Origin of the sequence: Wenyingzhuangia marina (assembly GCF_900130035.1) — a bacterium.
Lineage (GTDB): Bacteria > Bacteroidota > Bacteroidia > Flavobacteriales > Flavobacteriaceae > Wenyingzhuangia > Wenyingzhuangia marina.
Map to the genome: position 1 here is coordinate 1 of NZ_FQXQ01000008.1, position 15,857 is coordinate 15,857.

The window sequence follows — 15,857 nt, forward strand, 5'->3', positions numbered from 1 at the left end:
GAATACAAAATATGCATGAAATCTGCTCCTCCCATAGGGCCTCCTGGATGTCCAGAATTTGCCTTCTCTACCATAGAAATCGCTAATGCTCTTATGTTATCTGACGATAATTGATCAATCGTTTTACTCATGTTTTTTTAGTTTAGTATTTTACAAGTGTTTTTTACACACTTACAAACATAATGAAATATTTTTATTCATAAACATTAAATATTTACTTTTTATTCAGCTTGTTATATATTTAATATTTAGTTTCCGTAACTAAATATTAAAAACTTTAATATTTCCTAAAAAATAATTATCCTCTTTTTTTTAATTAATTTGCAACTATATTTACATTTCTAAACTTCTCTATATGAAACCTATTTACTCAATAATTATATTTTTATTCATTACCTGTATTTCTTGTGCACAACAAAAAGAATCAAGTGTAGAGGCTCTTACTCCTGAAGATTTAAACTACGTTACAGAATTAGTTGTTGCTGATATTAACATTCCTTGGGGAATGGATTTTTTACCTGATGGTAGTATGTTAATCACCGAAAAAACTGGAAAGTTAATCCATTTTAAAAATGGCATCAAAACAGATATTGTTGGGGTTCCAGAAGTATATGTAAGAGGACAAGGTGGCTTAATGGATATTAAACTACATCCTAATTACACTGAAAATGGATGGATTTATATTTCTTACGCATCTACTGAAGGAGAAGAAACTGGTGGGAATACAGCCATCATGAGAGCTCAATTAAAAGGCAATGCTTTGGTAAATCAGGAAGTCTTGTACAAGGCAAATCCAAACTCTAAAAAAGGACAACATTTTGGTTCTCGTATTGTTTTTGACGATGATAATCATATCTATTTTTCTATTGGAGAACGTGGTGAGAGAGACATCAACCCACAAGACATCACAAGAGATTGTGGAAAAATATATAGATTAAACGATGATGGAAGTATTCCTCAAGATAATCCTTTTGTAAATTCTGAAAATGCAAAAAAAGCAATTTATAGTTACGGACATAGAAACCCACAAGGCTTGATTAAAAATCCTAACACAGGAGCTATTTGGGAACATGAACATGGTCCACGAGGGGGTGATGAAATAAATATCATTCAAAAAGGTAAAAATTACGGTTGGCCAATTATTTCTTATGGAATTAATTATAGTGGTACTTCATTTACAGATATCACTGAAAAAGAAGGAATGGAACAGCCTCTTTTTTATTGGGTACCCTCTATTGCTCCAAGTGGAATGGCATTTGTTAATTCAGATCAATATCCTAATTGGAAAAACAACTTAATGGTTGGATCTTTAAAATTTCAATATCTAGAGCGTTTGGTTTTGGAAAATAATCAAGTAACAAAAAGAGAAAAACTATTTGAAGGAATAGGTCGTGTTAGAAATGTAAAACAAGGCCCTGACGGATTTTTATATCTTGCTGTAGAAGGTATGGGAATTTTAAAAATTATAGCTAAAAAATAAAAACATGAAAAAACTATTATCAACCTTATGTATTACGATTGGTTTTGCTGGTATAGTAAATGCACAGCAAACAGAAGCTTTAAAAGAAAGTATTAAAAGAGGTGCTGAAATATATTCTGACTTTTGTGTAACCTGTCATCAACCAAATGGAGAAGGAGTCCCGAAAGTATACCCTCCATTATCTAAATCTGATTTTTTAAAAAAGAACAGAGAGAAAAGCATCAGGGCTATTAAATATGGATTAAGCGGCTTGATTACTGTTAACGGTATAAAATACAATAGCAACATGAGTCCGATGGGATTGAGTGATGATGAAGTTGCGGATGTAATGAATTATATTACCAATAACTGGGGTAATAAAAATGAAAAAATAGTAACTGAAGCAGAAGTTGCTAAAATTAAAAAAGAAGAATAATTAAATAAAATAATTATGTTATGAAAAAAATTTTACTATTCCTTTTTATTACTGTTTCTTACACAATAAATGCACAAAAAATCGACCTAAAAAAGAACAGTACTATCATTCCTAAAGTAGGATTAAAAAACTATCCGATAGACAAAACCACCTTGCCTGAAATTATTAAGGCTTTTGGAAACGATTATGAGAAATCTGAAGACTTTGTGATAAACGAAAATGAACAATTACCTAAACTATATGAACTAAACTACAAGAAATTTGGGATTTCCTTTTATATTCTTAGCAATGATAACAATCAAACCATTAGAGCAATAAAATTTACAAAACCTTTTAATACCTTAACAGAAAACAAGATAAAACTAGGGATCTCTACTTTAGGAGATGTGCTAAAACACACACAAAACAGTTCTAAAATATCGGTATCAGTTAAAAACAAAAAAGAAGCTAGCGCTCATATCAATAAATTTAAGTTAGCAGAAACAGGTATCTCCTTTAGTGCAAAAATAGCAAACTATGATACCAACAAATACCCTTCTAAAAAACAACTTGAAGCATTAGTAATAGACGAAATTTATATTTCTAATTATCAGCACGTTCTTTTAATTAATTAACCAAACACAAAAAAAAGATACAGCCCAAATAACTAGTTATTTGGGCTGTATCTTTTTTTTAAATATTAGATTAGTTTTTTATCATTTGCTGTGACCATGCTTTTTTATAAACTTTACAACCAACAACTTTCCCTTTAAAGTTTTGAAAAACTAAATCTTTTAAGGTTAAACTATTTACAGTTATTACTTGATCTATGAGACCGTTAATATAAGTGATTAATCGACCTTTGTTATATGTGATGGTTATCTGTACTTTATCAAACTTAGACGGTGTGTACCAATCTCCTGAAGTACTTCTATTTTTCTGTTTCCAAACATCCGAACTTCCAAAAATATTGGTGCTAATGTATTTTTTACCATTTATTTTTAAGTAAGGTTTCATGGATGGATTTTTTGCAATTCCATATGAAAAATATTTAGAGTTTAAAATTTCTCCATCATAATTTTCATCGTCCATTTGAAGTTCCATAGTAATGGTAAAAGCTTTTAAAGTTTTATTTTTCTTAACAAGCTTCTTTTTGGTTTTTGATTGTTTGTATGGAATTTCGATAAAAGTTCTAATTCCCGTAGCATATCCTTCAGGTCTAGTTTTACTCACAATCCAATCGTAATAATCTCCATACATCCATAATAAAGATAATTTACTAGTATTGTTTTTAATCATAAATGGTCTACTATTTCCTTTTTCTGAATCAAAAGTTAATTGTTCTTCAAGCATAACTTCTCCGGTATCAGATACTTGATACTTAACCAACTCATATACTTCTCCATACTTTCCTTTTACTGGCTTAGAAACATACATAATGTTTGAATTTTCTTTATCTATTGCCATTCCACCACTGTAACATTTTTCTATGTTTGGAGATTGATGAAAATGACCTCCTGCATTTGTTAAAAAAACTTGTTGCCATGCCTTTCCATTCCACTTTGTGTGATAGTAGTTATGTGAAGATTTATCTTCGTTAATTCTTACTGTAGCAATTACAGGAAAACCTTTTTGATCTATATCTACTTCCCATAACCAGTTTCTTTTATTACTATCATCTACTATAGTTAATGGGTAATTATTTTTGTATTCTTGAGACATATCAACATCAAAGGTATTATCTGAAACTTTTGATAACATTTTTCCGTTTATGTTTTTTAAACTTTTAGAGTTTACATCAAAATAATTAAAGTAGATATAATTTGTACTATTGTTATCAGGATGCGTAGCGGTATAAGCCATGTAAATTTTATCTTTACCATTACTTACATATTTAGCATAAGGACGCACACCTCCTCTTCCACTTAAAGACTTTACCATTTGATAAGGCCCCCAGTCAAACTTTACATTATCTTTTTCATCAGGAATGGTTAAACGAGCAATGGTAGGGTGCCAATTAATTCCCCTCCAACACAAATAAATATGTTCTGGATCATCAGATAAAATAAATGGAGAGGGATAAGTGGTGTTGTTCTTGGTTTCTAACCTAACTTCTTTACCTAAACTGGTAATATCTCCTGGTTTTTTAGAGACTCGATAATAAAAACAAGCCTCGTCTGTATGACGAGAATAAAAGATCATAACTCGTTCATCGGGTAAGACTAAAAAAGTTGGATTGTTATGATCATCTGGTTGAAAATAAGATCGTACCAGCACTTCATTTGTGGTATTGTTTAAATGATTGATTTGTGTAGCTTTTATATTTCCATGCACATCAATATAACCAATATAAGTGGCATCAATTGTTCCACTATTATTTTTATAAGAAACAGCTCTAGGGTCTGCAAACCAACACCAAGCACCTTCTTCGGTAATTGTATTGGGTTGGGTTTGAGCAAAACTAGTAAAAGTACTTACTAAAGTTAATGCTAAAGATAAAATGCTTTTTAGAATTATTTTTTTTGATTTCATTAAACCTATCATTTATTTTATTTTTTAAAACGTACCATAAATATACATGGTTATCTTAATCATACATTTTAAACAAACCAAAAAAGCCAGAAAAATTAAATTTTTCTGGCTTTTCAATTGAATGAATGTTTTTTTAATCTATTATTTTTCCATTTACTTCTACATTATTAAAAGTAACTCCATTAATAATAGATTTGTCATAATCTCCATTTTCAGCTTTTACTTTAATATTTTCAAAAGTAAAGTCTGATAACTTATCATACTCTGTAATTTTCATGTCATAAAAAATATCACATTCTAAATCGATATTTCTCATGGTAATATGATCCGAATAAGACAACGGAACATCTTTACGTCCTTTTAAATCAAAAAATTGAGTCCAAGGCTTGATGTAAATGAAACTATGTGCTTGCCCTGTAATATTTTCCACAGTAATATATTCGTAATGTTGCGCAGTATCTGGTCTCATTTTTAACCATAACAAACGTTTTGCATCTACTACTTTACAATTACGCATTAAAATGTTTTTATTATGAATGGCTTCGCTTCCATTGGTTAAAGCAGCATGACAAAAACCAAACTCACAATCTTCTATAATAATATTGGTGTTTTCACCATTACTTGCATCTTTATCAGCCCAAGGACCTTTACCTCCCTTTAGCGCAATGGCATCATCATTTACTGCCATGTAACATCCTTTTACCAATACATTGTTACAAACATCAATATCTATAGCATCTGTACTTGGTGCTTTTACTGGTTTGTGTGGTGATGTAATTCTTAAATCTAGAATCTTTACGTTATTACATTGATAATAGTGACTTGACCAAAATCCTGAATTTTGTAAAGTTACGTCTTGCAATTGAATATTGTTAGATTTCCATATAAAAACCAATCTAGGTCTTGATACTTCTAAGTTGGTACATTTAGGATTTTCTTTGCGTCTTTGCCAAAAAGCTTTCCAATATTCTAATCCGTTTCCGTCAATAATTCCATTACCTGTAATGGTAAAACCATCAACCGCTTTTACATTAATTAATGCCGAAAAGTATTCAATACTTTGCCCTTCAATTCTAGAGGGTAAAAAAGGATAATCATCAATATTATTAGATCCTTTTAATTTTCCCCCTTTAGCTACGTGCAAATGTGTATTTGGTTTAAAAAACAGGGCTCCACTTAAATAAGTCCCCTGAGGAATAACAACAACACCACCTCCATTTTTATAAGCTTCATCAATGGTTCTTTGAATAGCTTCTGTTTGTAACAAAGTACTATCATTCTTTACTCCATAATCTGTAATGTCATAAAACTTTCCTAAATCTGATGGATTGATTTTTGAATAATCTAAAAACCATTTTGATATTTCTGTTCCATCAGGAAATAAATCTTTTTGAACAGTTTCTTGTTTTTTTTCAGCACAAGAAATTAATAATACAGTGGTTATTAAAAGGTATAGGTTTTTTATTTTATATAACATATCAATCGTATAAATTAAGTTCATAGCATTATAAGAACTTCAATAATAATTAAATTAGATTGATTAACTATCCTGTACTTACAGTTATAGAATGTTTTAAATTGATTATTTAAATATATTAGATCTTAGCTGTTAATGTAGTCACAAAATTTAAAGCTATTTTATAATAAGACACTTAATATAGTAACAAAAAAGGGTCTTACTTTAAAGTAAGACCCTTTTAATTTTTTTCCTAAAATTATTCCGTAATAATAACTTTTTTTGAGTAACGTAGTCCATCAATTACAATCTCTACAATATAAACCCCACTATTGCTTTGATGAATTGTATAATTACCAGCTTTAATATTTGTTGCTTGATAAACCATAGATCCAACAACATTATACAATTTAACTGATTCTAAAGATTTACTTGAATTATTATCAATAACAACACCACTAGCAGATGTATAAACCTCTAAGAAATCTAACTCAGAGATATTACTCGTTGACAAATTTAATTCTGTATCAAATACTTGGAACTCAATAATTGATGTAGCTGTTGTACTCTTCATGTGAACTCTTATTTTAGATGTAGTTACGTCCATATTTAACCCATTATATGTGTTTAATAAAAAACCTATATCACCAACCTTCACCCATTCTGTACCATCAAAATATTCAATATATGCGTCATCTGGAGGTAATAATCCTCCACCATCATTTCCCCAGTAAACATTAGCACTTTTTATCACTTGATCTGTATTCCATGAATACTCCACCCAGTTGTACACACCGTAATTTTGTTCATAATTCCAATTCCCGTATCTAGGAGTATCATTAGAATCTACAGGTGTGACATCATCTTTAACAGCCTCCAAAGTTTCCCATTCGGAAACAAAAGAAGTAGTAACATTAGCTGTCAGCGCTAAATTAGTTTGCGAAAATGCTAAAAAATTGCTAAAAAACAATGTTAATAAAAGGGTCCATTTTGAAATTGAAAAAGAAAGTAGTAATTTTTTTCTCATAATTTTGTGTTTTAAATTAATTAAATTTTAACCTCAGTTAAGTCTTTACTAAAGTTTTCTATCATAAATATAAACACTTCATAAAATGTTCATTTGCTTTATATTAGCTCATTATATGCAAATATTATCCTGTTTGCAATAAAAAAAATAAGGTGAGTGAAAATGAGATATTAGGCTATTTTTTTGTTTACTAAAAAGAAAATGGGGAGTTTTAAAAACTCCCCATTTGTTAAATTATTTATGCTTAATTATAGTTTATTTATAAACTATAATTTTCATAGTTTCAGCCATCTCTTTATTACTTACTCTAAAAAGATATGTTCCATTATTTAATTTCATTTCTTGTGTGTAAAGTGTTATTTGGTTATTTCCTTTAACATCTCTAGACCAAATCAATTTTCCTGTCATGTCATAAACACTTAAACTTAGTTTCTTAGAACTTGCGAAAGTACCTAAGTCTACAGTAATCTTATCTTTAACAGGATTAGGAAAAATAGTTACTGTTTTTATTGATTTTTTAGAAACACTTAAGGTAGATGGTTTTCCAACAACTTTAAATTCTATTATACCTGTAGATTGATTGGTGTTTTTCATAGCAACTCTAATATTACTGGTATTTACTCCACCAAAAGTTGCTACATTAAATCGATTTGCTCTTAAAGGAACATTGGCTAGTTTTACCCATGTTGTTCCATTGTAATATTCAACGTACGCCTCCGTTGGAATTAATAGACCTCCATTATCTGTAAACCAATATAACTCTACAGATGTAATTTCATAATTTTGAGACCAATCATATGACACCCATTGGATAGTATTAGGAGAATCCCAATTACCATAAATAGGATGACCCCTATCAGTTGAACTAACAGGTATAAATCCATCATTTACTGCTTCTAATGACTCCCAACTAGACACGAAAGAGGTATTCACACTTGAAGCCTTTAAAGCAATATTAGACGAACTAGAATTACTTAAAGCAGTAGATACTGAAACAGAAGTACTTGGACTAGAAGTATTACCATGATTATCTTTTGCTACTACTGATAATGAGTAAACTGTATCTGGTAATAACCCCGTTAACTCTGCTGAGTTTGTGTTTACAGTTGTTATAAGTGTTGTGCCATCATAAATATCATATCCTGTCACCGTATCATCATCAATTGATGCATTCCAAGTCAAAGTAAGTGTTGTACTAGTAGCATTAGTAGCAAACACGGTACCAGGAGTAGATGGAGGTATATCTGATTTTAAAAAATAATTAGTGGTAAATAATCCTCTACCATGTGTTCCAGCAACGACTACACCATCTGACTCTCTTGCTTTTACCATTCTAACGATGACATTCGCCAAACCATCGTTAAATGATTTCCAGCTTGTAAAAGAACCGTTAATATTTTCTGTAATCCATACACCTAAATGTGTTGCAAGAATAAATTTGTTATTATCATTAGGAGCAAAAATACCATTGTAAACAGGCATATCAGGAAAATTATTAGAAATATTGATCCAACTTGCTCCTCCATTTTTTGTTTCAACAATGTGGTTTACGCCAAAGCTACTATAGGTAGCAATTATATGATTTTCATTACCAGGTTCTATAGCTATACTAGACATCCATCCATTAGCTCCATTCATGATTCTTGTTGCTGTAGGGTTGGCTGAACTTGGATTGACAACTTTAACAATCACACCGTTATCACAACCAAAATAAACAATATCTGTGTTATTTTTTGAATTATTAGGAGACACCATAGCACAGGTAGTTCTACCTCCATTCATTTGACTGATTGTTTTTGTAGAAACAGTTACAGGATCTGTAATTCCGATTCCAGTTGTTACAGAATATGAGTTTTGAGTACTCATACAAGAATACAGCCTATTGTTTACATCATCATAGTCTTTAGGAGTAATAAAATAAGTTTTATTTACTGGAGCATAATCTACATACCTTCTAAACGAACTCCAACCATCAGTGGTATATTCTCCTCCTTGACCCTGAAATGAAGCTATTTGAATATTAGGCTGGTCAGTATCAATAAAAGCAAATCCACCATCTCCTCCTAAAACCCCATCAGTTGTTGTGATGCCTTTACCAACAGATCTTTGAGTACCATTATCTTGAGTTCCTCCTAAAAAATAATCTTTAAAAGCTTCAGGGTGAATGTCAATATTATAATATTGAAGTGTATTTAAACCGTTGGCTATAAACTTAAAAGTAGGTTTACTTGAAGAAGCATTATTAGTTCTGTAAAGTCCTCCATCATTACCTATAAAAGCAACATCAGAATTTAAAAATGTAATTGCATGTGCATCAACATGTACTTCATTCCCCGTAATTCTAGACCAACTACTTCCAGAATTATTGGTAGCATTGTAATTAATACCTCCAGCAAAAACCCTACTAGAATTATTTGGATCAACTTCCATAGTAATACAACCATCTTTAGAACCATAAGTATTAACACTCATATCTCCAGTTCTCGTCCAAGTATTCCCTCCATTTGTAGTAAGGAAATTTTTAGTCCATTCCACAAAAGCAAATACTTTTTCAGAATCCGAAGGTGCTACAGCTAATCTTATTAAACCATCACTTGATTCTAATCCAGTAATAGAAATATTTACCCAACTATTACCATTGTTTGTTGATTTATATATTTTTTTGTCTTTACTAGTAGCATATAAAGTTCCGTTTGATGCTAAGTCTAAATCAAGCATTTGATTTGAAGTTCCTCCATTAACACCACTTCCTAGGACCTTAGACCAAGAAACACCTCCATTAAGAGATCTTTGTATTCCACCTTCGTGAGTTGCAACGAAAACAACCCCTGAATCATTTATAACAACGTTTCCAGCATGTCTGAAACTTCCGGTATTAGTAGCCGTTAAGTGATTCCATGTATCACCTCCATCTGTAGATTTATACAAACCAACCCCAGCAGTTTCTCCACTAACCCATGTAATATTACCTGTAGAACAATACATTTCATCTAAATTAGCCGGATTTTGAGCTACACTTTGTGTATGAAGAAAACTCATAAAATCATCTATAACTATCCATGTTGGATTGTCACTCATTGCGTTGGTAGATTTCCATAGTCCACCTGTATCACTTCCAACAATTAATGTGTTTCCCGATGTATCTCGTTTATCTATTAAAATACTTTTTAAACGACCTTGAATATTAGAACCTCCTCTTTCTTGCCAAACAGTATTGTTTGCCTTTTTAAAAGTTCTACTTTTTTTAACCAAACGTGCAGATGCCTGAATTTTATTACTCGTTTCTATTAAACTTTCTAAAGGAACTTTTCCAGTATTAGGATTTTGAATCATTCGCTTAAAAAACTCACGAGCTTCTTTACCTCCTGTTTCTCGATGTTCTTTTTCAATACTAAGTTTACTATTTGGCTCTAACCATAAAACAGCACAAATGCACGATAAAATTAACAGTGCTGATACATATATATATTTAGTTTTAAACATGAGTTGCCTTTTTATTTTATGCTTTTATGATTCCTTTAAGCATAAAATTAACATATACAAGCGTAAAAAGATTAATATTAAATTAACCAATGCAGGTAAAATACTATCCTTTTTTTGGATTCATTTTATATGTAAACATTTAAAATAGTTATATTATAAGGCAATTATTCTGGTAATTTCTTTTTTCGAAAAATCCTAACCTGATAAATACCTGAATATTTTCCAGCTATGTTACATTATAATAATTATTTTTTAAGCATTTACTTTCTTTTTCATCAAATAAATAAACGTATTCAGTATTTGCTTTTCTTTAGAAAATCTATTTTTTCTCCTCTTGATTTTATTTAGTTAATAAAGTTTACTATTTAATTAATAGTTTTTGTGTCAATGTATGTTTATTAAACTTTATAGTTGCAAAATATATCCCTCTAGATAAATTATTTTTAAAATTCATTGGAGCATTAACTTTACAGTTGTTCTTTTTTAAAATAATTCGACCTGATAAATCTGTAATCGTTAAATCAAAATTCTTTATGGTATTATTGTTTTTAACTTTAATTTTTATAAACGATCCATCTGAAGGGTTTGGTGAGATTAAAATTTCTGTAGGAATATTATTGATATTAATAATACTTAATTCACCACATTGATATTGTTTAGAAAACATCATTTCTTCATCTGTATAAGAGGTATAATCATTATTGATATCGGTGTTTAAAATATGATTAGTCTGTCCATCACAAAACGCCCTACCATCTATACCAGAAACTTGTAAATATTTACCCGAGTTACAACTACCTCCTGTTTCAGCATCTCCTCCTATTTCAATAGTACCATAAGCATTATCATTACCTACTGAAAAAGCATTGCCATATATTTTTGCATTTTCATTAACCTTATTATTCATAATAGCTGCATTACCACTAATTTCAGCGTTATCAGTTATGACATTACCTTGTATTAAATAAGCATAATCTTTTACTACAGCATTATTTCTTACTTGTGAATTATTTACTCTAGAAAAATCCTTAATAATTGCACTACCACTAATATCAGAATTTCCTGTAACCATGGCCTTACCTTCTATTCTAGCATTTCCGCTAATTCTTGCATTACCTAACACCACAGCTTTTGGCCCAACATATACCGTTGAAGATACACTTGCAGTATTAGCAACAAAACCACCTCCATTACTATGTGCTGCTCCACTAACATTAGTAGGTATTCTAAACCCATCCTGATATCCCTCTGGAACGGCACCATCAATCTTAATCTCCCATGGATATCTATACAATTTAGGAAACCCTATTTCAAACTTTTCATTATGGACATAATACTTTGCAGGAATTCCAGTTACTACTAAGTATAATTTATCAGAATCAGTAGGAACTTTATAACTTACTTCTTCCTCATCATAAATATCACTGAAAGTTGAATTTCCAGAGGCGTCAACACTTACAAAACTATATTTCCATCTTCCAGTATTTTCATTGACTATGTGACCTTTTAATTTTAAATGAACATAATTATCATCACACCCTAATTGTACTTTTGGATATAACCTAACAGTATTGAAAGCGTATTGTTGTGGAGCTAAATTATCTGGGATAGCATAATGGTTGGTTCCAATGGAATCAAGTATTTGTGTCTGTCTCCAAACCCATAGTTTATCTTTGTTAAGATTTGCCTCAGCTGCTTTAATTGCACTTTTATTTGAAAAGTCAGCGTTAATACGTCTTCTTCCGTAATCAGCCATCAAATCTCCCATTTCATCATCAGACAACTCCAATAAGCGTTGAATAGTTTGAATAGGATGTTCTTGTGCTGCAGGGTTTGATTCTTTCCATATTCTATTAATAAATTCTATACCTCCATAATTATCTTTAAGGTATTGTAACAAATACCAATCTGCATAATGTTTACGAGGAGATCCAAAATAGTAATTTGTAAAATTTAAAGCTCTAGGATAATCGGACCATGAAACTCCTTCTTGAGGGTATTTTTGATTGGCCATGAAATTTGCATGGGTTTCCCAGAAAAAACCTGAAGAAGACACTCCTGTATAACCATGACCTGGATATATAATAGGCACCATACCTTGAAAAGCATGTGTAATTTCATGAGAAGCTACCCACAAATTATCTTTAAACGCTTTCGCATCTACCCAAAAAGCTCCAATAGTATTATCATAAGTACCACCAAATGCCCAACCTGTATAAACACCATCAGCCCAAGTATTATTAATCACAATAATCAATTTATACTTAGCTAAATTTCCTTTCTCTTCCAATACTTTTAAATCGTTAATATAGAAATCATACAAATTTTCCATATTATCAAGAATCGTTTGAGGATTGAACCTATGATCTGGATTACTAGCATTCATAGGATTTGTACCCGCTTTAGGCCCCCAAACTAATAAGAAATTATCAGACTGTGCATATCTATTCTCTAGATCATAATCAATATTAGAATTCGTATCCCATTCATTCGGAATATACACTTCTTTAGAACCTTGTGGTACTTTTTCCCCTGTAGAGGTACCCATTGCTTTCCATTCCAAAATACCCGTTGATTGACTTGAGTTTAGCATAGAAACTCTAAGTTTATTTGTTACAATATCATTCTCAATATTAAGTTGATTCCATGCATCTTTTACCAAAGGGATATCTCCTACATTTATCCATTCATTTGTCTCACGACTCCAATACTCAACATACGCTGTAGTGGGTGTTAAAACACCTCCATTATCATCATACCAATAAACTTCGGTTGAAGAAATATTTTGATATTCAAACCACTCATATGCCACCCACTGTATTGAGTTAGGGTTGTTCCAATTACCATATGCTCCATTACTTGTATCGTCAGAGTTAGCAGGTATAAATCCATCGTTAACAGCAGTCAATGTTTCCCATGATGAAACATAAGAAGTTGTGGCTATCGCCTCTAATGCAATATTGGTTTCCTGAGCTAACATAGAACTTATAGGTAAAAAAGCTATAGTTAGAATTGTCAATAATAATTTTTTATGTTTCATTAGTTTTCAAATTTTATTATTCCTTATTTTTTTATTTATAGCAATGGTTACTTTGTGATTTAATTTTAACTCTATCTCTTCCAAAATGATTAATGGATTTCCATAATCAGCACAATTATCAATTAAAACAGTTCTTAAACGACCTTTAAATTACACACCTTCTTGTTGCTAAATAGTATTACTTGTCTTTATTATTAAGTAATCTATTCTGGAAAAGTAACTGTATTTACCTTTCATCAATAAAACCACATCATATTAACAAATTTGATTTTCTATTTCATCTTCTGAATTAATCGATGAAATTAGTAGACATCATAAGCTCTCTAATAGATACTTCGTCTAAAGCAAAATCATACATACGAATTGATGCCATAAAACCAGAAAAATACTCTCCAATATCTGAGGCACCAATTCTAATTTTCGCCTTATCAATAGCTGATGATAATAACATGTTTTGGGAATTATCTAAAACACCATCAACATATATTTTTTCAACCATACCATCAAAAGTTAAAACAATATGATGCCATTTATTTTGTTGAGGAAGCTTATTGTATTTCATATCAAAATGACCATCCAAATGAGCTACTGCCCCATAGTTCCCACTATTGTAGTGCAAAGCATTATAAGAATTTGCCAAATTAAATTCATGTCTATCACACCAAGAAATTAAACATTCACTATCATTTTTTATTTCAGGATTTTTAACCCAAGTAGCAATTGTAAAAGATCCATTCCATGCCAAACTTTTAGGAACAGGTTGATCTAATACCAAAGCTCCTTTTTTAAAATTAAAAACCTTTACTCCGTCTATTTCATCAAAAACAACATCCCCTTCTTTTATAAAATTACCACCAATACTCCCTTTATTTTTTAAGCTTGAAAAATCACTTTTTTTAGAAATTACACAAGCATCTAAATTGATTAATAACTCATTAGAACTAACAACTCCAGGCTCTTTAATTGAAGCTTTACTTTTTAGATTTAAAGGAACTTCAAATAGCGAACTATATACTTTAAGATTCCAAACGGCAGCAAATAAACCTGTTTTTTCGGTTCCTAAAACAGTTAGTTTTAAGTAACGTGCCGAAATACTTTTGTCATCAATCATCGGGCTTCCAGGAGTCCTATTTTTAGATTTATCAGCATATATTTGCCATTTTTTACCATCTTTTGAATATTCTAAAACATATTGATAATAGTAACTGGCAAACTCAAACTGAGTCATCACCCGTTCTATTTTTTCTACGCTTCCCAAATCAACCACTAAATCTTGAGGAAAATTATTATTACTGGCCTTCCACATAGTTGCATTATTATTATCCGTAGCATATGATGGCTTGTACTCATAATCATGTTGTGTTGATTGTAAGTGATAAAAAGAAGAAGCTGTTGTTTTTGCATTAAATGCAATTTCATCAGGAACCTCTGATTTTATAAAATTTTGGATACCTTTATTGGTTGGTATTACTTTTACTATGGTAGAGTCATTTTCAAAAATCATTTTATCTACACACACTTGTCTCGCTAATCCTCCACGTGTCATTGGGTAATCATGCTTATGGTAAACAATGTAATAATCATTATTTTCTTTTAACACGGAATGATGACCAGGACCATGGGTAGTCTGATCTTCGTTAGTACTTAAAATAGGATTATTTTTACCTGGTGTAAAAGGCCCGTAAGGTGAATTAGCATAAGAATAACGAACATTATAAGTTTCATTATGACAAGAAGCTCCAGAATACATCAGTATATATTTATCTCCCTTTTTCATCATGTAAGGAGCTTCAAAAGGAACTGGAGTTTGAGATAAGGGTATATTCGTAGCATTCATCATACTTTTCATCGTATTTTGATTTAACTCCCCAACAGCATATCCACCATTATAGTGAACCCAAGTTCCCCAGTAGCCATATACTTTACCATCAGTATCTCTAAAAAATTGAGCATCTAATGACGGAAAACCATCTCTTGGATAAGCACTTGGTATTACAGCTTTGTCATCATCATTTAATTTTTTCCATGGTCCAACTGGAGTATCTGATACATATCCGTATATATTACAACCTAACTCACAATTACCAAAATATAGGTAGTATTTACCATTCTCTCCAAGAATAATATCTGGTGCCCAAAAATTAGTAATATCTCTTGAGCTAAAAGATGGAATATCCATAGTATAATTATACCAATTCTGAAAATCTTTACTATACCACACGGTAGGTGCACCTGAGGCCAACATTTCGTTATCAGTTGTGGCATAGATGTAATAAATATCATCAAACTTTTTTATGGTAGGATCTGCAAACCATCCTGGTAAAATGGGGTTATTTACCCTAGATGTATTTGTATCAATATTTTTTTGAGAAAAAGTATTGATTGTAAATAAGATGAATACGACTAGTATAAGTTTGCTTTTCTTTAAAATCATTTTATTGGGTA

9 protein-coding genes and 1 pseudogene are annotated in these 15,857 nt (G+C 30.9%); 3 read left to right on the forward strand and 7 right to left on the reverse strand.

What is annotated here, in order from left to right; genetic code table 11:
• Positions 1 to 131, reverse strand: a pseudogene (locus BUB70_RS14075) (transketolase); the annotation flags it as partial.
• Positions 132 to 355: 224 nt separating this feature from the next.
• Between BUB70_RS14075 and BUB70_RS13555 the strand changes: the two are divergent.
• The 3 genes from BUB70_RS13555 to BUB70_RS13565 are packed head-to-tail and all read left to right on the forward strand — an operon-like array spanning position 356 to position 2,509.
• Positions 356 to 1,480 (forward strand): PQQ-dependent sugar dehydrogenase, encoded by a 1,125-nt coding sequence (locus BUB70_RS13555; RefSeq protein WP_073122532.1) that lies wholly within the window; start codon positions 356 to 358, stop codon positions 1,478 to 1,480.
• Positions 1,481 to 1,484: 4 nt separating this feature from the next.
• Complete coding sequence (locus tag BUB70_RS13560) at positions 1,485 to 1,895, forward strand: c-type cytochrome (RefSeq protein WP_073122534.1); 411 nt, start codon at positions 1,485 to 1,487, stop codon at positions 1,893 to 1,895.
• Between the two features lie 20 nt (positions 1,896 to 1,915).
• On the forward strand, positions 1,916 to 2,509 hold the full coding sequence (locus BUB70_RS13565) for a hypothetical protein (protein WP_073122536.1): 594 nt from the start codon (positions 1,916 to 1,918) through the stop codon (positions 2,507 to 2,509).
• A 70-nt stretch (positions 2,510 to 2,579) separates the two neighbouring features.
• Here BUB70_RS13565 and BUB70_RS13570 read toward each other — a convergent pair whose 3' ends face one another.
• The 6 genes from BUB70_RS13570 to BUB70_RS13595 form a co-directional block, all read right to left on the reverse strand.
• Positions 2,580 to 4,406, reverse strand: coding sequence for a BNR repeat-containing protein (locus BUB70_RS13570; protein WP_084730297.1), 1,827 nt, complete (start codon positions 4,404 to 4,406; stop codon positions 2,580 to 2,582).
• A gap of 133 nt (positions 4,407 to 4,539) precedes the next feature.
• Positions 4,540 to 5,907 (reverse strand): rhamnogalacturonidase, encoded by a 1,368-nt coding sequence (locus tag BUB70_RS13575; protein WP_229743010.1) that lies wholly within the window; start codon positions 5,905 to 5,907, stop codon positions 4,540 to 4,542.
• Between the two features lie 214 nt (positions 5,908 to 6,121).
• Positions 6,122 to 6,889, reverse strand: a complete 768-nt coding sequence (locus BUB70_RS13580) for a T9SS type A sorting domain-containing protein (RefSeq protein WP_073122541.1) — start codon at positions 6,887 to 6,889, stop codon at positions 6,122 to 6,124.
• A gap of 255 nt (positions 6,890 to 7,144) precedes the next feature.
• Positions 7,145 to 10,372 (reverse strand): T9SS type A sorting domain-containing protein, encoded by a 3,228-nt coding sequence (locus BUB70_RS13585; RefSeq protein ID WP_073122543.1) that lies wholly within the window; start codon positions 10,370 to 10,372, stop codon positions 7,145 to 7,147.
• 361 nt (positions 10,373 to 10,733) lie between these two features.
• A complete protein-coding gene (locus BUB70_RS13590) occupies positions 10,734 to 13,412 on the reverse strand; it encodes a DUF6055 domain-containing protein (protein ID WP_073122545.1) in 2,679 nt (892 codons plus the stop codon).
• Positions 13,413 to 13,701: 289 nt separating this feature from the next.
• Positions 13,702 to 15,846 (reverse strand): family 43 glycosylhydrolase, encoded by a 2,145-nt coding sequence (locus tag BUB70_RS13595; protein WP_229743009.1) that lies wholly within the window; start codon positions 15,844 to 15,846, stop codon positions 13,702 to 13,704.
• Between the last annotated feature and the right edge of the window lie 11 nt (positions 15,847 to 15,857).